General features: G+C 44.0%; 19 protein-coding genes. 8 read left to right on the top strand and 11 right to left on the bottom strand.

The features are described 5' to 3' along the window. Nucleotides 1-370: 370 nt before the first annotated feature. From ABGT65_RS03755 to ABGT65_RS03730, 6 genes are all read left to right on the top strand, one after another. The gene (locus ABGT65_RS03755; RefSeq protein WP_177609148.1) at nt 371-703 is read left to right on the top strand and encodes a helix-turn-helix domain-containing protein; all 333 of its coding nucleotides are present in this window, start codon (nt 371-373) and stop codon (nt 701-703) included. A gap of 27 nt (nt 704-730) precedes the next feature. Next, complete coding sequence (locus ABGT65_RS03750) at nt 731-1,222, top strand: hypothetical protein (protein ID WP_177609150.1); 492 nt, start codon at nt 731-733, stop codon at nt 1,220-1,222. A 255-nt stretch (nt 1,223-1,477) separates the two neighbouring features. Continuing rightward, nucleotides 1,478-1,912, top strand: a complete 435-nt coding sequence (locus ABGT65_RS03745) for a hypothetical protein (protein WP_177609152.1) — start codon at nt 1,478-1,480, stop codon at nt 1,910-1,912. Between the two features lie 292 nt (nt 1,913-2,204). Further along, nucleotides 2,205-2,654: a plasmid mobilization protein gene (locus tag ABGT65_RS03740; RefSeq protein ID WP_177609154.1), complete on the top strand. Its 450-nt coding sequence runs from the start codon at nt 2,205-2,207 to the stop codon at nt 2,652-2,654. Next, a complete protein-coding gene (locus ABGT65_RS03735; RefSeq protein ID WP_177609156.1) occupies nt 2,651-3,910 on the top strand; it encodes a relaxase in 1,260 nt (419 codons plus the stop codon). Before ABGT65_RS03740 ends, ABGT65_RS03735 begins: the two co-directional genes overlap by 4 nt. 22 nt (nt 3,911-3,932) lie before the next feature. Then, entirely contained in the window at nt 3,933-4,469 is a 537-nt protein-coding gene (locus tag ABGT65_RS03730) for a hypothetical protein (protein WP_177609158.1), read from the top strand. A 9-nt stretch (nt 4,470-4,478) separates the two neighbouring features. Here ABGT65_RS03730 and ABGT65_RS03725 read toward each other — a convergent pair whose 3' ends face one another. Further along, on the bottom strand, nt 4,479-5,405 hold the full coding sequence (locus tag ABGT65_RS03725) for a tyrosine-type recombinase/integrase (protein ID WP_177609160.1): 927 nt from the start codon (nt 5,403-5,405) through the stop codon (nt 4,479-4,481). 99 nt (nt 5,406-5,504) lie between these two features. Here ABGT65_RS03725 and ABGT65_RS03720 point away from each other — a divergent pair, with 99 nt between their 5' ends. Beyond that, nucleotides 5,505-6,677 carry a restriction endonuclease subunit S gene (locus ABGT65_RS03720; protein WP_346699839.1) on the top strand — a complete coding sequence of 391 codons (1,173 nt, stop codon included), beginning with the start codon at nt 5,505-5,507 and terminating at the stop codon, nt 6,675-6,677. Here the strand turns inward: ABGT65_RS03720 and ABGT65_RS03715 are convergent. Beyond that, complete coding sequence (locus ABGT65_RS03715) at nt 6,670-7,254, bottom strand: restriction endonuclease subunit S (RefSeq protein WP_346699838.1); 585 nt, start codon at nt 7,252-7,254, stop codon at nt 6,670-6,672. The genes ABGT65_RS03720 and ABGT65_RS03715 overlap by 8 nt on opposite strands. A 97-nt stretch (nt 7,255-7,351) precedes the next feature. Here ABGT65_RS03715 and ABGT65_RS03710 point away from each other — a divergent pair, with 97 nt between their 5' ends. Beyond that, complete coding sequence (locus ABGT65_RS03710) at nt 7,352-7,888, top strand: restriction endonuclease subunit S (protein ID WP_346699836.1); 537 nt, start codon at nt 7,352-7,354, stop codon at nt 7,886-7,888. Here ABGT65_RS03710 and ABGT65_RS03705 read toward each other — a convergent pair. The 9 genes from ABGT65_RS03705 to ABGT65_RS03665 form a co-directional block, all read right to left on the bottom strand. Then, complete coding sequence (locus tag ABGT65_RS03705; RefSeq protein ID WP_346699834.1) at nt 7,881-9,113, bottom strand: restriction endonuclease subunit S; 1,233 nt, start codon at nt 9,111-9,113, stop codon at nt 7,881-7,883. The two genes, ABGT65_RS03710 and ABGT65_RS03705, sit on opposite strands and share 8 nt — an antisense overlap. Beyond that, nucleotides 9,113-10,051 carry an ORF6N domain-containing protein gene (locus tag ABGT65_RS03700; protein WP_346699832.1) on the bottom strand — a complete coding sequence of 313 codons (939 nt, stop codon included), beginning with the start codon at nt 10,049-10,051 and terminating at the stop codon, nt 9,113-9,115. The genes ABGT65_RS03705 and ABGT65_RS03700 overlap by 1 nt, the downstream gene beginning before the upstream one ends. A 52-nt stretch (nt 10,052-10,103) precedes the next feature. Then, the gene (locus ABGT65_RS03695; RefSeq protein ID WP_346699830.1) at nt 10,104-11,654 is read right to left on the bottom strand and encodes a type I restriction-modification system subunit M; all 1,551 of its coding nucleotides are present in this window, start codon (nt 11,652-11,654) and stop codon (nt 10,104-10,106) included. A gap of 2 nt (nt 11,655-11,656) precedes the next feature. Then, nucleotides 11,657-12,598 carry a DUF4268 domain-containing protein gene (locus ABGT65_RS03690; protein ID WP_087207622.1) on the bottom strand — a complete coding sequence of 314 codons (942 nt, stop codon included), beginning with the start codon at nt 12,596-12,598 and terminating at the stop codon, nt 11,657-11,659. 17 nt (nt 12,599-12,615) lie between these two features. Next, a complete protein-coding gene (locus ABGT65_RS03685) occupies nt 12,616-13,158 on the bottom strand; it encodes a hypothetical protein (RefSeq protein WP_249052633.1) in 543 nt (180 codons plus the stop codon). 3 nt (nt 13,159-13,161) lie between these two features. After that, nucleotides 13,162-15,987 carry a type I restriction endonuclease subunit R gene (locus tag ABGT65_RS03680; RefSeq protein ID WP_249052635.1) on the bottom strand — a complete coding sequence of 942 codons (2,826 nt, stop codon included), beginning with the start codon at nt 15,985-15,987 and terminating at the stop codon, nt 13,162-13,164. Nucleotides 15,988-16,009: 22 nt separating this feature from the next. Next, the gene (locus ABGT65_RS03675) at nt 16,010-16,309 is read right to left on the bottom strand and encodes a helix-turn-helix transcriptional regulator (RefSeq protein WP_117816661.1); all 300 of its coding nucleotides are present in this window, start codon (nt 16,307-16,309) and stop codon (nt 16,010-16,012) included. A 210-nt stretch (nt 16,310-16,519) separates the two neighbouring features. Then, nucleotides 16,520-17,677 carry a tyrosine-type recombinase/integrase gene (locus tag ABGT65_RS03670; protein WP_346699828.1) on the bottom strand — a complete coding sequence of 386 codons (1,158 nt, stop codon included), beginning with the start codon at nt 17,675-17,677 and terminating at the stop codon, nt 16,520-16,522. A 25-nt stretch (nt 17,678-17,702) separates the two neighbouring features. Further along, entirely contained in the window at nt 17,703-18,839 is a 1,137-nt protein-coding gene (locus tag ABGT65_RS03665) for a site-specific integrase (protein ID WP_346699826.1), read from the bottom strand. Nucleotides 18,840-19,060: the final 221 nt, after the last annotated feature.

Here is a 19,060-nt window from a genome sequence, read left to right as displayed (position 1 = left end):
TTTCAGGAAGATACAGCAAATGCCTCACACACAGACTTATGTTGCTTATTCCAAAGGTCTGTTAAAATCTGTTTTATGTCATTTGTACACTATGGCATTTCTGCCGTTGCACACTGTCTTGGACAAATGTACAACCCACCTGCCATTATCAGCAATGCTGAATGTGTGTCCAATCAGTAAGTTGGCAAAAAATACCGCATGGCTACATAGCCGGACAAAGCGACATATTCAGAGTTGTACAATGAGCGGAAAATGCTGATTTTCAATATGATAAATGATTATAAATCAATCATTTGACTTGCAATTCTACAAATCAAACCATATACATTTGTGGTCGAAATTGATTAACAAACTCATAAAATACAACATCATGACAGAAAACAAGACATCAAAAATGAATCTCGAACAGGAGCGCAAGATTGCTGAGCTTCAGGAACGGGTGAACCGACTGGAAAACCTTTGCTATGCGGCCAAGGAAGTACTGAACTTAGAGGAAGCGGCTAACTTTCTCGGCATTGCCAAAAGCACCCTATATAAGATGACGCACTTGAACCAACTGCCGTACTTCAAGCCTGCGGGCAAACTCATTTTCTTTGAGAAAAAGAAACTGATTGAATGGGTGCATGGCGCAAAATCAAAGTCAGTTGACGAAATCAAGGAGGAAGCGGCTGCCAAGATTCAGGAAATGAACGAAAGACAATGAACTTTTTATTCACATTAAAACTGTATTATGGAAATGAACAAGAACATGGAACAGTCCGAAGCAGCTTCGTCTGTTCCGACCGTAAAGAAGAACGAGAGCCGTAAGCGTGAAGTTAGCGGCAAGGACGTACAGGCAATCCGCACATTCTTGGAGAGTGTTGGTATCTACGAAGCGGATGCACTGCGCGTGAGCATAGTCATCGCTGACGGCAAGGCAACGGCAGAAAGCATTTCGGCGGATGACCGCCTTGCGCTCAACCGCTATCTAAACAGCGGCACGGACAACGACAGGTTGACAGCGGACAACATACAGGGACATCGGTTGAACCGTGCGTTCGGATTGCTGGAGCGTGTGGCGGAGTTTTGCGACAAGCGGCAGTTGGTAACTGTCAACAAGGCATTGCTTTCCATTGCGGTGAACGCGACGGATATCAGCCGTGCCGTGTCGAGCCTTGACAAGCGGCCTGCACCCGGACAACCGTTTTCGGGCAACGCTAACAGCAACGGAGCAAACAAGTGACCGTGTGCTAAAGCTGGAAAGGAGTATGTTAGGTGTCTGTCCATGCAGTTTATTTTCTTCCCTTATTTCGGGACAGGGCTTATTGACCGGCTGATGCGTGGCTTTCACCAAATACCTTTCTACTTATACGCAATTCAACTATTTCAAGCCGTGCAGGGTACAACAAAAAGCAAGTCGGTATTTCTATACAGATACCTGCATGGCTTCATTCCATTCAAATAAAAACAGTATCACATTTATAAAGTCATAGATTTTATGGACAAGGAAACATACAGGTTCATGTACCCGTCAGGAATTGCATCATTCTCTTTCAGTTTTTCCGACCATGCGATGCAATGGCTGTGCGGAACAACGACCGATGACAACGGCAGGGAAATAGGCAACTTCGCATTGTTCGGCGACCTGTTGGCGAGGATGGCTTTAACGGACGGTGTTGCCAATGGCTTCCACAGACCGCTCATGCTTTCCGCAGGTCAGGCGCAGTATTCCGAGGAACAGCTTTCATCGCAATGGAACATGGGCAGGAAACGCATACGCAACCTGCTTGCCACGCTTACGGGCATGGGGCTTATCGACACCTGCCGTTCAAGGGTAGCGTCCGTGATGAGCTTTCCGTGCCTACTGCAATGGGAAATAGCGGAGAATGGCCGCATAGCCGCCCCATCCATCCACGAACAGAGAGAAGAATAAGAGCCGTCAGAAGCCGAGCCGACAACGGTATAGTACAAACAAACGCTTTCTGTTGTTCCATTCTCCGGCACTCCTACTGGCACTAGTCTGTACTGGCTGTGGCAAGCGGAGGGTTGGATTGGCATGGAGCGGTAGCGTTCAGTTGCGAGATATGCCGAGGTATTACCGCCTTCGGACGGTATTACCACGACGCCCTCGCAACGGCTTGGCAGACCGTTGTCCGTGCCGCTCGCAGGCTCGCACCATCCCTTTTATAGAAACCGTTTTTACAACCATTCTAAGAACTTTGTTTATGGCATACGAAGAAGATACTTCCAAACAGCAATCCGGGCAGGAGAAGCCTGTTGTAAGGCGTGACAAGGTGGTGGTCACCAAAGTCACGGAACAGGAGCTTGCACAAATCAAAAGTACCGCTGACCAGTGCGGCATGACACGCAGCAATTTCATCCGTGCGAGGGCACTCGGCTACAAGCCACGGCAAAGGCTTTCCGACAAGGATTTGGACGGATTGCGGCAACTTGCGGCTTGCAGGACTGACATGGTGAACTTCGCCAACGCCCTGCACGGACTGACCGACAACGAGAAGATACGCCTTTTCCGCCAGCAGCCTATCATGCTTGACTGGTACGAGAAAGTGGCATTTGTCACAAACCGTGTCACCGACTTCTTGCAGTCCGCACAGACGGCCAACAGTTATCCGGCAGGAACAACAAACGAAAATGCTAAGGAGGACGGAGCATGATAGCCAAGGCAAAGGCCGTAGCCCACGGCATCAGGGCGATGCTCTATGTGTCGGGTGAGTCAAGGAACAAGAAGCATCCAGAAAGGATTACCCGTATCTGCGACAACTTCATGCCGCAGGGTATGGATGCGACAGGTATTTTTACGGAAATGAAGTTTGCCACGATGAACCATCCGAATATCAAGAACAATGTCATCCGCATGGAGATAAGCCCGGCGATGGAGAATACCGAAAACTTCACTTTGGAGGATTGGCGGCAACTGTGGCAGGACTTCGCCGCCGCTTTCGACATGCAGGAAATCCGCAACAAGGACGGCAAGATAGTTTCCGCACGGACGAACATATCGGGCAGCAAATCGTCTGTATGGTTGCATGAGGAATCCGACAGCGGCATACCCCATCTTCATGCCATCGTCAGCCGTGTGGACGAGGACGGGAACATCAACAACGACCACGCCATACACCTGCGCGCACAACGGGCGGCTGAAATGATAGCCCGACAAAGGGGATGGACTACGGCGCAGCACATCCATGAAACCAACATCCCGAAAGTCAGTGCCGACTGCATGGAAGTCTTGCGCGAGCTTGACAAGTGGTCTTGGGACGGCTACCAAGAAAGGCTTGCCGCCAAAGGCTACGACTTGTATCTGCGCAAGGACAAGAAAGATGTCATACGTGGTTATGTGCTTCTCAAAGGCAACACGAAGTTCAAGGCATCGGAACTTGGAAAGGGGCGCAACCTGACTGCATCCCGTATCAGGCAAACATGGGAAAAACTGCATCAAGGTAAGGCGCAACAAGTCCGTCCGGCAACCAAACAGCCTGTTGTAGCGACATCGAAGCCGTCCATTCCCATTGGTACGCAACAAAAGCCACAGCCTGTTATATACCAAAGTAACCTGATATTCGAGAACTATACCACTTATAAACCGAATCGTCAGCCTACGGAGTTTGAGCATGACGGCAAGACCTACAAGCGTTATCTCCCGGACAAGGTGCTTGACTTTTTCAATGACGAGTTCGACTACCGGGAACTGGCCAACTGGCAGGACTTGCAGAACTTGGCGATGGCTTACTTCACTCTTATAACTTCTCCCTATGATGTGACATCGGGCGGAGGTGGCGGCGGTTCGCAGTCAGACTTGAAATGGGGACGCGACCCAAAAGAGGATGAGATAGAATTTGCCCGTAGATGTGCGCAAGCCGCTTCAAACAGAATCGGCAGACATCCCAAAGGCGGAATAAAACGGAAATGACAAACCTAAAAACAGCAACGCAATGAAACAACCCGATACGGCGGCTCTACGTGAGAGGCTTGCCAATTATACATCCGAAGATGAACTGGAGCAGGACAAACGGGAACTTGACGGACTGCTTCAGGAAGTCAACTGCCAACTGATTGAACTTCGTAATTTGCTGAAAGAAATCAATGCGCTAAAGGAAGAACTGCACGGCATACACGGCAGCTTGAAGCATACCGTCCAACGGGAACGGACGGCTTTCAATGCCTTGCTTGCGGCAAAGGACAGTGCGGACAATATCGTGGACGGCATCAACCGTGCCATTGTCAAGGCGGAACAGCACACCGTCATCCATGCCAAAATTGGCACCGATGAACTGGCGAAAGTGCATCAATGCACAGCCAAACACATCAAGGCCGAAGAAGAGCTGTTGGAGAAGCACAGCAATAAAATGGCCAAACGCCTCCAAAGCAATGAAGGCATTTGGCTTTCCAACCGTTGGCTCATATTTGTGGTGATAGTTTTGCTCATCAGCTATCTTGCCGTAATTCTATGGGCTGTATTCAGAAGATGAATACAACTTCTACTTTCCCAATGATTTGAACATTTTGGAAATGCAACGCTTCTTCTGTTCCATATTGGGATGAACATAAAGGTTGAGCGTGGTCGAAATATTGGAGTGGCCTAACAATACACTGACAGTTTTATAGTCGCATCCGGCTTCAATACAACGGGTGGCGAAGCTGTGACGCAGACCGTGATATTTCAGTTTGGGGATGTCGAGCTTTACCATCAAGCCATTGTAATAGTTGCGATACGTGCGTGGCTCTGTGGGACGTTCATCGTTGGTAAGCACATAGAAATCTTCATTGACCACCTTTTTCAACGGTTTAATCATAGCCAACAATTCCTTGCTCATAGGAATTTCGCGGCAGGAGTTTTTGGTTTTAGGCGTGTTGATGATAAGTTCTGTATGCTTTTTCTCTCCCTCAATGATATAGATGCGCTCAATCGTGCGACTTACTGTTATTGTGCCGTCTGCTACATTGATGTCGCTCCATTTCAATGCGCAAATTTCTCCGATGCGCAGCCCGGTACTAAGACTGATATAGATGCCAAGCCCGGTAAAAGTGAAGTGGCTTTGGATGTAGTTTAGTATCTTTCTATGATTGGCGACAGACAGCACTTCCAGTTCCTTGTTGGTGGAGGTCGTGGGATACTTTATATCCCATTCATAATAGGTCATCCACTCATTTTTGACCCCGAATTTCATCACCATTTTAAGGACAATCAGAATGTCCTTGACTGTTTTGACACTCAAACCACGTTCCAACTTTTGCAAGACGAAAGCCTGCACCTCCTGTTCGTGGAGCGAATCACCATCCCCGAAGTAAGGAAGAACGTGGTTCTCCAAGATTAACACATAAGCTGCCATTGTGGACTGCTTCACATAAGGACGCTTGTATTCTTTCCAAGCCGCCGCAATTTCTCTAACTGTTTTATGAATCATGATTTCTAAATAATTGGTTCTTATAATTAGAGAAATATAGTGTGCGATGTTCCGGCTTTGCGATTCCCGGAGTTTAGCGGTGAATGGGAAAAATTGAGATTGAGTGATTTCGCTACAAAGATTACGAAGAAAAACAAAGGGAATATAGTTAAGAATGTTTTGTGTAATTCTGCAAACTTAGGTCTTGTTCCGCAAGGTAATTACTTCGATAGAGAAATTGCAAATACGGAAAATACAGATGGGTATTATGTTATATGTAATGGTGACTTTGTTTATAATCCAAGAAAATCAACCGCAGCTCCATTTGGTCCTGTTAATATCTATGAGGGGGAAGATGCTGGAATAATATCACCCTTATACCTCTGTTTTTCTGTACATAACATATTTCCCAAATTCCTTTATTACCGTTTTAAGAGTTCTGCTTGGCATTCATATGTATATTCTCATGGTGATTCTGGGGTTAGATTTGACCGAGTAAGCATTAAAGATGACGTGTTTTTTGATATGCCAATATATAAACCAGCGCAAGATGAGCAAATTAAAATTGCAACTTTATTACAGTTAATAGATGACCGTATTTCAACTCAGAACAAAATCATTGAGGATTTGAAGAAATTAAAGTCAGCCATTGCAGAAACTCTATTCTGTACTCCCAAAGAATCAATGCCTGCTAAAAGGTTATCACCATACAGCAAGGAGTGGAAATTGGTTAAACTTTCTGATATATGCCAAAGGATTCAAACTAAAAATATAGGTAGACAATGCAGACAAGTTTTGACTATTGCGGCGCAATATGGACTTGTCAACCAAGAAGATTTCTTCAATAAGACTGTTGCAAGTGAAAATTTGGAAGGATATTATCTTTTACAGAAAGGGGATTTTGCCTATAATAAAAGTTATTCGGGTGATTACACATGGGGTGCAATAAAACGATTGGAACGGTATGATAAAGGCGTATTATCCCCTTTGTATATCTGTTTTCGACCTGATTCAAGCAAGGTAGATGCAGACTTTCTTGCACATTACTTTGAATCCAAGAAATGGTATAAAGGTGTTGCTGATATAGCAGGTGAAGGTGCAAGGAATCATGGATTACTTAACATTTCTGTGATTGATTTTTTTAATACAACTCACCGCATACCTAATATAGACGAGCAAAAACGTATAGCGAAAATTCTCAACTCGTTATCCTTAAAATTGTCTTGTGAACAACGCATTATGCAAAGTCTGGTGATGCAACGAAACTATTTATTACGCAATATGTTTATATAAACATCGTTTTCAGCAAGTATGTCCTTTGTCGAAACATATAATTATGTATCTGATTTTCATTGTGCAATTTGTTATCTATTGCATTTATGATTGCAAGAATGTGTGACTGTTCACGTTTTGTTGGAAGTGTTACCGTCATATCCAACCATTCTTCTACATTGATTGAACGTCCGTCACGAATACCGTATGTAACAAGTTTGAGTGACTTTATAAATGGTTTTGACGTAAAAAAATAGGAAAGATAACCATATACTACCATATCATGGGGGCGCAGGATTGTATATGCAGGACTGCATATTCCAGTTCTATCTGAAAAAGCAAAACCACCTTGAAATGAGCGAAGATGAACTACATAATCACCTCTGCGGACAATCTTATATTTACTGATGCTATCTTGCTCAAATTTAATGTCTATGTTTATATCGCTCCGTTCAATCATCCCCAATTCTTGACTGGCTGATAAAACATTGGAGTATGTAAGTTTCTTGTTCCTCTCATTAACCACATCAAAGAGCTGTCGAAAAGAATAAGTTTCGCCTTTCGTAGATGAATAGAGTTTATCTGCAAGGGCTGACATTGCCGTATTATCATCCTTAATTCAGGCGATTATTTATAAGGCAAAGATGGATGGGATAAGCAAGGGTACGTGGCGAAGAATAGACCTATGTAAGGTTTTGCAAGAGCGGAATGAGAAGAATGTTGATGGAAGAACCATTTGTTCTGTGTCTGTCAGCCAAGGGGTTGTAAATCAAATTGAATATCTTGGACGTTCTTTTGCAGCGAAACAGACAAGTCACTATAATATTGTCAAATACGGAGATATTGTTTATACGAAAAGTCCGACTGGTGATTTCCCGTATGGTATAATAAAGCGTAGCGATATTCGAGAAGATGTAGCTGTTTCACCTTTGTATGGAGTTTATATTCCTGCAAGTGATAGTGTAGGCGTAATTTTGCATTTCTATTTTATGCAACCAAGTAATGCTTTCAACTATCTTCATCCGCTCATACAAAAAGGTGCAAAGAACACTATAAACATAACCAATGGAAGATTTTTGGAAAATTCCGTTCCTCTTCCTATTTCAAAAAGTGAGGCCAACACTATAGCTGGAATCTTGAAAACTATCCAAGCAAAGATTGAGATAGAGAAAAATTTGTTACAATCATACACCAAAGAGAAAGAGTATCTGTTACGTCAGATGTTCATATAAACAACTGGCGTAACAGATAACACTTTTGATTACAAAGCAATCTCATTATCAGTTTTTCAACAATTAGTTTGTCGGAATAGATTTTGAGGATTGAGTATATTTTGTGTTGCTTTTCTATCACTGGAAAAGAAAACTTTTTCTTCATAAAGTCACTTTTCTGCAAATTAAAGCGTGTGCTGCCCTGTGCCAATGGATACACGGCTTTTCTAAATGATTGTGATGAAACATAATAAGCCAAAAATGGAGGATATATCTTGGATTCATCGGTTATATGAATACCAAAGCAGAAACTATTCAGATACAAAGGATAAGTTTCTCCCAAATACACTGCACCCATTCCAACTTCTTCCGGCGTTTCAGAAGATAACGTAAGAAGAATATCGCCATAACGAACAACAGACTGTTGTTCTGTTTCATTGATTTTTACAAGCCCCACATCTGTTAAATCAATGATTTGATTCTGATAGACATTCATGTATGTTATGAACGGATAACCTTCACCAAAATCATCTGCGCTTTTTCCTGATAACCCTGAATATGATTGCCCAAAGTCACTAAAAGATAATGTGACTTGCTGCGTTTCTTGTTCAATCAAGGTATCGCATATCGCCTGAATTAAGGATTCGTATTTCTCAATGATTTTGTTTTGCAGCTCAATACGTTTTTCAATCAGAGAAAGGAATTTCTGTATTTTTGATTGTTCATTTATATCGGGGATATATACTTTTATCTTCTTCAAATCGGAGGTACTAATACTTGCTTGATTTACGGCTTGTTTTGCTAAAATTTGACATTTACGTATGAAATGGGTATTATTTATGAGGAAAAAGAAAAATTTAGAATCGACATTGTTCTTACAACGAAATAATAACAAATTCATCCCATGATATAAAGGTTCTTCTGCACTATAATATGCGGTCTTTCCTATATGCTTTAGGCTATTGATATGGCTAAAAAGAATGTCACCATATCGCATTATATAATGTTCTATTTTTTGAGGAGTAGAACAATGACCAACTTTTGTATAGTCTATACGTCCTGTTGATATTGTTTCTATACGGGACATCGGAACGCCATCTTTATCATTTGTGTTATAGGTCGCTCCATTCTCCAATCTTTCAAGATTACTTGCAAAAAGTACTTCTTTCCATTCATCCGTAAACTCCGGAAATCGCAAAGCCGGAACATTAAGGACTTTCTTATCTTTATTGTCTGCCATAGTCATTACTCTTTAATTTTGTTGATAAGTTCGGTTGCCGTGATGTCACGCATTAGGGTAAAGCCAAACCACTTTTTACCCAAATCTTTGATGGATGCTCCTATGTGGTAAACCTCATCGTCCACAAGCAAGAAGCGGTCATGCGCTTTATTAAATAGCTTTATCTCTATGAGTGGATATTGGGCATTGTGACGGTCAACATCCAACTGAAACTGGCTACTGATACGTTGTGTGTAGATGGTTGCCGTCACTCCGTTCTCCCTCTTGTCAAGCAAGGTAAGCACGGTGTCATCCACATAGTTATCAATAAGCACGATTGAACGTTTGGCCTTTCGCATCAAATCAGACACGAAACGGTAAGCGTCAAACACTTGTCCATCATAGAATATGCCTTGTATGGGTGGAATGTTTGCGTCAAGTCGCTTGAAAACCTCGTCAATGCGCTTGTCCGTTACCTCTTGATGCTGTTTCATTTCCAGTTGATGGTATTCTATCGTTTCAAGCCGCTGGAACAGTTGAGCATTAGTGGCAATGAAACGGCGCATGGACACAAAGGCTCGCATAATGCGGATATTCACATCTACGGCAGTTTGTGATTTCAAGACAGAGCTAAGCATGGCAATACCTTGTTCTGTAAATGCGTAAGGCAATCTTCTGTCGCCGCCCCAACTTGAAGTCACATTTTGTGATTTCAAGATTTCAACGTCCTCTTTGCTGAGTTGAAACATGAAGTCATCTGGGAATCGCTCACTGTTTCGTTTTACAGCTTGGTTCAACACTCTGGTTTCCACACCGTATAACAGAGCCAAATCCCTGTCAATTATGACTTGTTGGCCTCTGATTACCCGAATCATCGGCTTTATGTCAATAACCTCTGGTAACTGGCCGCAATTTGCGACCTGTTCGCTTGCCTTACCCTCTATCTTTTCCCTGTCTTTCGCCATAGCTTATAAACCTTGATGTCGCAATTTGCGACTTCAAATTACACATTCAGAATTATACAATTCCCAACTCTTTCAGATATACGTCAATCTCCTTATCCAACTCGGCACGTTTAGTCTCTAATTCTTTGATTTCCGCCATTACTGCCTTGATGTCAATCGGTTCTTCTTCCTCAAACGTATCAACGTAACGAGGGATGTTCAGGTTATAATCGTTGTCGGCTATCTCTTGCAGCGTGGCAAGGTGACTGTACTTTTCTATTTCCTTACGGTCACGATAGGTTTCGACTATCTTTTGGATGTGTTGCGGACGAAGCTTGTTTTGGGTTTTGACTTTCTCAAACTCCTTGCTGGCATCAATGAACAGGATATTGTCATCCTCCTTACGGCACTTCTTCATCACAAGGATGCAGGTTGGTATGCTTGTACCATAGAAGATGTTGGCTGGCAAACCGATAATAGCATCTATATAGTTCTTCTTCTCTATGAGGAAACGGCGGATTACACCCTCTGCATTGCCACGGAACAATACACCATGCGGAGCTACGCAAGCCATCGTGCCACCCTCATTCAAGTGGTAAATCATGTGGAGGATAAAGGCGTAGTCGGCTGTTTTTTTCGGCGCGAGCCGTCCGGCCTTGCTAAAACGGTCATCGTTATTGAACTTGTCTGCGGCACTCCATTCTGCAGAGAAAGGAGGATTTGCCACAACCGCGTCAAACTGCGTATCGCCAAAGGCATCCCATTCTAATGTATCACCGTTCTCAATCTTGAAGTTGCTGAACTTGATGCCGTGCAGCAGCATATTCATCCGGGCAAGGTTGTAAGTGGTCGGATTCTTCTCTTGTCCGTAAATATCCACCGCGTGACCGACCTTTGCCGCACGAAGAAGCAACGAGCCGCTACCGCAAGTCGGGTCGTACACATTGCGAAGCCGCGCATGACCGATAGACACGATTTCTGCCAATATCTGACTGACCTCTTGCGGAGTATAGAACTCCCCGGCTTTCTTTCCGGCTCCAGCAGCGAACTGGCCAATCATATACTCGTAGGCATCGCCAAGAATATCTATCTCATTCGAGGCTTCCACGCCAAACTTTATATCATCCAATGCCAACAGTACATTGCTGACGAGGGTATTTTTGTCATCAGCCGTCTTGCCCAGCTTGGGTGAAGCAAGGTCTATATCAGAGAACAGACCACCGAAATCTTCCTCACTGTCATGCCCCAATGTGCTGTCCTCAATCCGCTTCAACGAGCGTTCAAGGATGGGCAATATGTTCTCTTTCTTCTTTATCCGGTCTATCACCGATGAGAAAAGGTAAGTCGGTTCGATAAAGTAGCCGACACCCTCCAAGCATTGCTTTTTCAGTTCCTCTTGCAGTTCGGCGGCATCCTCGCCCTCCATAGTCCACAATTCTTTGAATGACACTTCATCATCCACCAAAGCATTGTTGGCGTATGCCTCTATCTTCTCCGAAAGGTATTTGTAGAAGATGAAGCCCAAAGTGAAATACATGAAATCACTGGCCGACATATTACCGCGCAACTTATTGGCCACTTCCCAAAGTTGGTCACGGAGTTTCTGTTGTAATTCTTCGCTCATATCTATTTTAGTATCTCTTTAACTACTTGTTTTATTCTTATGCACATGTCACAAAGCCATGCACAGCCTCTATTCCAATTATCTTTGTCATTCATATCTCCCATAGAATGAAGGACTAAGAAACGACTTGACTTTTTGTTATCATTCAAACGCCATTCGATTTCATTTTGGTCTGATATACCTAAAATCTTGGTGACAAGTTCTTCATTAGCCTTGAATTTTGCAATAATTTCTTTGTCTTCGTGAACATACAATCCTGCAGATAGACTGTTATTTTTAGTATTCAATGTCATGCAAAGATGATATGCGGATGACCCCATCCCAAGGTCATACCAATGTTGAGCTTGCGGCTTTCGTAATTTGAAATTCTTCATAAAAGCAGAATATTTGGGAGCTTCATTGTTGAATTGTTCCCAAAAAGCGAGTTGCAGACTTTCAGTTTCCGAAAGTCCAGCAGTCTTTTTCATAGCCTTTGCCCAATTATTGGGGCGTTCTACGATATTGAACTTAGGAGCTGGTTCAGAATCGTTGATTTTCCATAATTCAATCTCTATTAGGAAAAACTCAAATTTGTCATCTGTATGTTGATTCAGCCATTCTATGGCTTGTTTATGCTCGTCACGTGCTTTCTTGACAATCCAAATAATCACCTCCGCATCTTTACCCGAAGCATACGTAATAATCTTACCCAAATGGTCGTGATTAGTTTCTTCCAGTTGGTTCTCTATGATAATTCGCCGCCCTGTCCCTTCCTCTGTAGCGTACAGGTCAACACTAAAATCGCCTACATTGGATTCCTGTTCTTCGACAACTATATCTATGCCCACCGCTTCACTAAGAATCTCTAAATTTTCTTCTTTGGCCAGCCAAGGAGTGAAATCCTTAGCTTCGTGCTTCCAAACAGAGCGGAGGTCTGTTACTTGTTCTAATTTGCCTAACTTCATTGTTGAGATTTTATTGGTTACAACCGTTTCATTTTCTTACAACCATACAGCTCTATATCTTTGTTCTCCGTACAATGAGAGCATATTACATCTGGCACAATATGGGATGGTGCATTTATGGGTTGACGTGCCCACATGGATACACCATCTATTTTCCACCACTCGTTAATTACATATACATTTTGGCTTGAATAATAGAAATTTGTTGCATTAAGTAGATTCTGCTCTCCAAGCTCTTCAGCCAAATATGCTGTAATAGTCTTTTCTACTAACATTATTTGGCTTCTTGTAGGATGTTTGATGTTGGATATACGACCTACATAAATTGAGTTCAAACGCTCTTTTATCTCGGCGATATGGTGCCCTTTATCACAAAGTCTTTTATATACGTTCCGTGTGGATTCCCCGCAATAATAGACTTCACGTGACTTTGCGTATTTTAATTTGCCATGTAGTAAATATAAAGAGCACTTGAATGATTGTTCTTTTTCCCATAATCTTTCTTCCTCTGAAGTAGCAAATGGGCCATACCACTTTACAAGAAAAACATTTTCGTCCATAATTTAATCCCAACTAAAAGTTCTGATAATACTGCGCAACCTATCCATTATCCTTGTCAAAGCCTTTCGTGTCTTAATCAGTCCGAGGTGCTTCTCTTTGAGAGCCTTTTGTATGATTTCCGGCTGCTCTTTTTGCAGGTAGTCATATTCTTTCAAGTAATGGTCGAGTACATCAGAAGAAAGTCCCTCGTCCTGTGCCAAAGAGTTCACGGCCTTTTCGCGCTCGGTCGTGATATAGTTATTCAATCGTTCTTCCAGTTCACTTGTACCGTCCGCCTTTTGCCGCTGCATCATGAAGTTCTCCTTATCCTCGTCCACGTTCTTTTGAATGAAACCGTCAATGAGTTTCGCCTTGTTACGCATTTCGGCATCCTTTATCATCGTGTCAATGATGTTCTTGCGCCTCTCTGCATAGTCCGTGCTGTACGGGTCAAGATTGGCAATCAGTTCGAGGATATACGCCACATTGATAATGTCGCTGTGCAGGAGTTCAAGGCAGAAATCCACATCTTCCAACCGTTCATCGCTTGGCGTTTCATCGCCGCCGTTTGGAGAGGGTGAAGGTATATCCGATGGAACAAACGTATCGTGAATGTCAAGGTACTTGCTTCGGAAGTCCATGAACTGCTGTTCGGTCATGCCGAGGTCGTCCGCATCATCGCTGTAGTCCTCGTATATCTGAATCTCGGCGTGCTTGCGGATGATGTCGCGGAAAGCCAGTACAAAGTCTTTCTTGTCCTTTTCACTCTGCAACAGGTCTATGCTGCTTGGCTCGGGGTATTTCTGCAAGAAGTCAGTTGCCAACTGCTGGTATTCCTTTTTCACGTCCTCAAACGGAGGTCGTACTATTTCTTCGGGATTGTTGGAGTTACTGAAAAGCCTGATGGCCGTATCTACATTGTTTTTCAAATCACGGAAACATATAATCTTCCCGAAACGTTTTTTCTCATTCAGTACACGGTTGGTTCGGCTGAATGCTTGCAGCAATCCGTGATACTCCAAATTCTTATCCACATAGAGCGTGTTGAGTTTCTTGCTGTCAAAACCCGTAAGGAACATACCCACGACAAGGCAGAGGTCAAGCGGCTTCATGTCCGCTTTCTTCTTTTTCATGCGCAGGTTGATGTCATCATAGTAAGCACGGAAATTCTCGGTCGTGAACGCTGTGCCGAACATTTCATTGTAGTCATCCATGATAGCTTGCAATTCGTCCGCCTCGCCTGTGCTCTCGCTGACATACTGCCCCGTATTCATCCCCGTCTGTTCATCGTCCTGGCTGCTGTTGGCAGCGTATGTAAACACTGCACCGATACGGATTTTCGGCTTCAAGGACTTGAATATCTTATAATAACGGATAAGCATCGGTACGGACTGCACGGCAAACAACGCATCAAATTCACCGTCAAAGGTTGACTTATTGAAATTATTAAGGATGAATTTGGCTATCTCCTCCATGCGGTTGGCATTGCCCTTTTCCACTTCTTCGCTTCCGTGATAATACTCCACAAGGAAGCCCAAAACATTTTCATCGGCTATGGCATCCTTGATAAGGTATTGGTGTAGGCAGTTACCGAATATCTCTTTGGTGGTATGCCCGTCAACGGCATTTTCCGTGAAGATGGGAGTACCAGTGAAGCCGAACACTTGGGCGTTGTCAAAGAACTTCATTATCCGCTTGTGACTTTCCCCGAAGTGACTTCTGTGGCACTCATCGAATATCATCACGATACGTGAGTGGCGTATGGCTTCAATTTTGTTGCTGTACCATGTCTTGCTGACTGCGGCATTGAGCTTTTGTATGGTGGTGATAATTATCTTGGAGTTGCTGTGCAAGCGTTTCACCAATTCGTCCGTATTGTCCGTGCCATCCACTGCACCCGGTTCAAAGGCTTCATATTCCGATTGGGTTTGGGTGTCAAGGTCGTGGCGGTCAACCACGAACATCACCTTATCCACATCATCCAACTCCGCAACAAGCTGTGCCGCCTTGAATGAAGTCAATGTCTTTCCGGCTCCTGTTGTATGCCATATATAGCCGTTGTCGTTGGAGTTCTTTACCTTATCCAAAATTTTCTCCACGGCATAGAATTGGTACGGACGAAGCACCATCAGGCACTTGTCACCCTCATGCAGCACAATGTATTTGCCTATGATTTTGCCGAGCGTACATTTCTCTAAAAATGCGGCTGCGAACTTATCCAATTCATTGAACGGCACATTGGCCGCATCCGTCCAGTTGAACGTGAACTTATAACCACCGTTGGGATTGTTGGCGAAATAGCGTGTGTTGACACCGTTGGAAATAACAAACAGTTGGATATAGTCAAACAAACCATGATAAGAAGTTTTGTGATAACGTTGGATTTGGTCGTATGCTACCCTTAACTCTACGCCCCGGCGTTTCAATTCAATCTGTACCAAAGGCAGACCGTTTATAAGAATGGTCACATCATAACGGCATTTCTTACGTCCTTCCACCGTAATTTGGTTGGAAACCTGAAATTCGTTCTGACACCACTGTTGGCGGTTAAGGAACTCCACCCAGATGCGTTTACCGTCCGCCGTGTCAAGCGGATAAAGGTCGCGGAGCTTCTTCGCTTTTTCAAAGCGGGTGCCTCCTTCAAGGTAGATGAGTATCTTGTCAAATTCCTCATCCGTAAATTCGGTACGGCCATGCTCTGCCAACCGCTTATGGTTGTGTATCTCCAACTGCCGCTTGAAATTGGCTTGAAGATTCTCTTCCTCGGCAATCTGGACATATTCATAGTCCATTTGCTGGAGCGTGGCGATAAGTCCGGCTTCCAATGCCGCTTCACTTTGTATAGACATATTCCTGTTCTGCCTTTTTGTGTTACTTATTATCGTTCAGACTTCTGATAATCTCAATGCCCAATGCGTTTTCTATCTTACAGATGGTTTCCAACGACATATTCTTTTTGCCTTTCAGCACTTTGGATATGTATTGCTGGGTGCAGTTCATCTTTTCGGCAAGCATCTGTTGCGTCAAACCGAGTTCCGTCATCCGTTTTGACATGGCGGTGGCAATCAACTGCGAATATTCCGCCCAATCCTTTTTATCCTGTTTCACATCAGTTTCCTGCCTTACAGCTTCCAAAGCCATACAAGGCATTTTATCTGTCGTTGTATTCATTGAAAGATTACCTTATCTTGTCTGAATGCAAAGGTAATACAAATATTCAAGAAAGCACAACCAACGAGTTGTGTTTTTGCAAAAATGTTTTTCTTCTCCATAAATTTGAATAATTATAGGGGGGCGTTGATTTAGCGCCCCCTAAACAACTTCCACTTCAAACATAGGGGGATGTCATTTCAACACCCCTTGTTTGAACTATCATTCAAGTTAGAACACACCGTTTGTCAGGTTCATCGCTTCAACCTTTTTCTCCATATTTACCTTTGCGTAAACTTGCGTGGATGCGATGCTGCCATGACCCAAAATCTTGCTGACAGAGTATAGCTCTGCTCCTGCCGTTATCGCCAGTGTTGCCGCCGAATGACGGCTGCTGTGGTAAGTGAAGTCTTTTTCTATCCCTGCCTTGTTCTTTATGCGGCGCACGTACTTTGCCACGTTATCTGGTTTCTTCACCAACGGGAAAATAATACCATCCTTGCCATCCTCAGGTCTTGGAGGAAGTAGCGAGATGGCTAAAGCGTTAAGCGGCACGGCGACAGGCCTCTTGGTCTTGTGTTGGATAAGGGAAACCATCAGCACGCCGTTTACGTCCTTGATGTCGCTCCAGCGCAACCGTTGCATATCACCGAGCCGAAGCCCCGTCATGCAGGAAAAGCCGAAAGCCCTTTGCACGACTTCTTCCATAAAGGTTTGCGGTTCTACCGAGAGAAAACGTTTCAGTTCGTCAGCCGTCAGGTATTCACGGTGCTTGTCCGGCGCATGAAAGCGTTCTTCTTTGGATAAGTCTTGAATAGGGTTGTACGCAATCAGACCGTCACGCACCGCCTTGTTGAAAATGGCCTTTACTGTCTCTTCGAACAGCACGAGGGTATAAGCGGCCAGCCTGCCGCCATTCGTCCTTATTTGCTTACGGTTACGATAACTTCGCATATACCCGAACAGGCCGCTTACCAAATCCCTGTCCACATCTTTCAGCAAGACATCCGTTTTCTTTGCACGTTTCAAATAGGCTTCAATCCGCCTGCGCACAACATCCTTATGTTGTATCATTTTTTTACAGTTTCCATCTGTCATGGCACAACGCACATAGTCATCGCACCACCCAAGCCAAGTCATGGTCTTGTTCTGTTCGTTTTCTTCCCTCTTTTCCTTCTTCTCGAAAGACGGAGGTGTAAGGATGCGCTGTGCCTGTATCTCCTGTGCCTTTCGCAAGGTTTGTTCGTTGAGTTTTCTTGCATTGGGAGCGTCATCGGGGATAAGGTACAGGTGCAGGTTCTCCCTCTTGCGGAAGCCGGTTTCGTAATACTCCAAATAAAGGCTACGGTTTCCGGCTGTCAACATTCTTGCTTTGATTTCTACTTTCATAAAATTCTTCCTTTTTATTTTTAAGTTATACAAACATATTGTTCACGAGGTTCATCGTCTCGATTTTCTTTTTGTCCACTATCTTGGCATAGACTTCCGTCATCCTTATGCTCCGGTGTCCGAGAATCTTGCTCACTGTATAGAGGTCTGCGCCGAGGGTTAGCAACAGGGTTGCCGCCGTATGCCGTGAGCAATGATAGGTGATGTGCTTCTGTATTCCGGCCTCCTGCATCCATTCGCCCAACACCACTTCAACCGTGGTAGAGGTGATACGGAGTTGGTGGAACACTCTTTCGTCCCCTTTCGACTTTCTTGGCATCCATTTCAAGGCCTCGTTGGAAAGCGGTATCGTCACCATGTTCTTGGTCTTTACCTGCTCATGCTCGATGTAGAGCGTCTTACCGTCAGCCGCCTTGTGTATCTCGTTCCACTTCAATGCCATCATGTCGCTGTACCGCAAGCCTGTAAAACAAGAAAACAGGAAAGCCTTTTTTACAATCTCATAGCGGCACGGCGTGGCAATCAGCGTCCGCAGTTCCTCTATGGTCAGAAACTCGCGCATGGCGCTTTTCTTTTGCGGTTTCTCCTTTGCGTCCAACAGCTTGAACGGGTTGTTGTCAATCAGCCCCTCACGGACAGCCATGTTCAAGGCGGCAGCTAAACGATTCATGAAGATACGGCAGGTGGTGCTGCCCAATGTCTTTTTCCCGTTATTGAACGTACAGGTCTTTAAGAAGGCGATGAAGCCCTTACAGAAATCCTTGTCCACCTCTTTCAATGCAAGATTGGGCTTCCCTATATATAATAGGTATTGTTCCACCCTTGCCTGCGCGTTCCGTTTCGACCTCATGCTTGCAGGAGTAAGGCCGTTCTCATCTTTCGTGTACTTCTCCACCCATGTGGCAAGCGTCATCCGCCCCTTTTTCACGCTCTCCCAATTTACAAGTCCATGTTGCTGAATGTCGAGAATACGCTCCGCCTTGATTTGCTCGGCAAGCTTGAGCGTATTCCGGTTCTGTAATTTGGCGGCAGCGTTCACTTCCGGAACGAGGTAGAGCTTCAGCCCCTCCTTTTTCCTTGCACCCATGTAATACATGTCGAGATACAGACTTACATTGCCGTCGTTGAGCCTCTTCTCGCGTATGCGGACAGGCTCTTTCATTTTGATTTCTTTCTTCTTTCGTCCCATTTTATTTTCTGTATTATCCGATTCTTGGATTTGTTACTATATTGTTTATCAGTCACTTATGCACTTCGCAAAGATAAATCCAAAAGGGACAAAAACGGGACAAAAAGCGCGCGAAAATATCTCAATTTAGGCAAATATAACGGTCTAATCAAAAATCGGACTTTATTCATAACTAACTATAAATCAGTGTGATT

It is taken from the genome of uncultured Alistipes sp., from assembly GCF_963931675.1.
GTDB lineage: Bacteria > Bacteroidota > Bacteroidia > Bacteroidales > Rikenellaceae > Alistipes.
Note: the sequence above shows the minus strand (reverse complement) of the source record. Positions and strands in the feature narration are given on the sequence as shown.

Bases quoted from the DNA above. Each gene is read 5' to 3' on its own strand.
- ABGT65_RS03755 (WP_177609148.1), top strand. From the start codon at position 371: ATGACAGAAAACAAGACATCAAAAATGAATCTCGAACAGGAGCGCAAG.
- ABGT65_RS03750 (WP_177609150.1), top strand. From the start codon at position 731: ATGGAAATGAACAAGAACATGGAACAGTCCGAAGCAGCTTCGTCTGTT.
- ABGT65_RS03745 (WP_177609152.1), top strand. From the start codon at position 1,478: ATGGACAAGGAAACATACAGGTTCATGTACCCGTCAGGAATTGCATCA.
- ABGT65_RS03740 (WP_177609154.1), top strand. From the start codon at position 2,205: ATGGCATACGAAGAAGATACTTCCAAACAGCAATCCGGGCAGGAGAAG.
- ABGT65_RS03735 (WP_177609156.1), top strand. From the start codon at position 2,651: ATGATAGCCAAGGCAAAGGCCGTAGCCCACGGCATCAGGGCGATGCTC.
- ABGT65_RS03730 (WP_177609158.1), top strand. From the start codon at position 3,933: ATGAAACAACCCGATACGGCGGCTCTACGTGAGAGGCTTGCCAATTAT.
- ABGT65_RS03725 (WP_177609160.1), bottom strand. From the start codon at position 5,405: ATGATTCATAAAACAGTTAGAGAAATTGCGGCGGCTTGGAAAGAATAC.
- ABGT65_RS03715 (WP_346699838.1), bottom strand. From the start codon at position 7,254: ATGTCAGCCCTTGCAGATAAACTCTATTCATCTACGAAAGGCGAAACT.
- ABGT65_RS03705 (WP_346699834.1), bottom strand. From the start codon at position 9,113: ATGACTATGGCAGACAATAAAGATAAGAAAGTCCTTAATGTTCCGGCT.
- ABGT65_RS03700 (WP_346699832.1), bottom strand. From the start codon at position 10,051: ATGGCGAAAGACAGGGAAAAGATAGAGGGTAAGGCAAGCGAACAGGTC.
- ABGT65_RS03695 (WP_346699830.1), bottom strand. From the start codon at position 11,654: ATGAGCGAAGAATTACAACAGAAACTCCGTGACCAACTTTGGGAAGTG.
- ABGT65_RS03690 (WP_087207622.1), bottom strand. From the start codon at position 12,598: ATGAAGTTAGGCAAATTAGAACAAGTAACAGACCTCCGCTCTGTTTGG.
- ABGT65_RS03685 (WP_249052633.1), bottom strand. From the start codon at position 13,158: ATGGACGAAAATGTTTTTCTTGTAAAGTGGTATGGCCCATTTGCTACT.
- ABGT65_RS03680 (WP_249052635.1), bottom strand. From the start codon at position 15,987: ATGTCTATACAAAGTGAAGCGGCATTGGAAGCCGGACTTATCGCCACG.
- ABGT65_RS03675 (WP_117816661.1), bottom strand. From the start codon at position 16,309: ATGAATACAACGACAGATAAAATGCCTTGTATGGCTTTGGAAGCTGTA.
- ABGT65_RS03670 (WP_346699828.1), bottom strand. From the start codon at position 17,677: ATGAAAGTAGAAATCAAAGCAAGAATGTTGACAGCCGGAAACCGTAGC.
- ABGT65_RS03665 (WP_346699826.1), bottom strand. From the start codon at position 18,839: ATGAAAGAGCCTGTCCGCATACGCGAGAAGAGGCTCAACGACGGCAAT.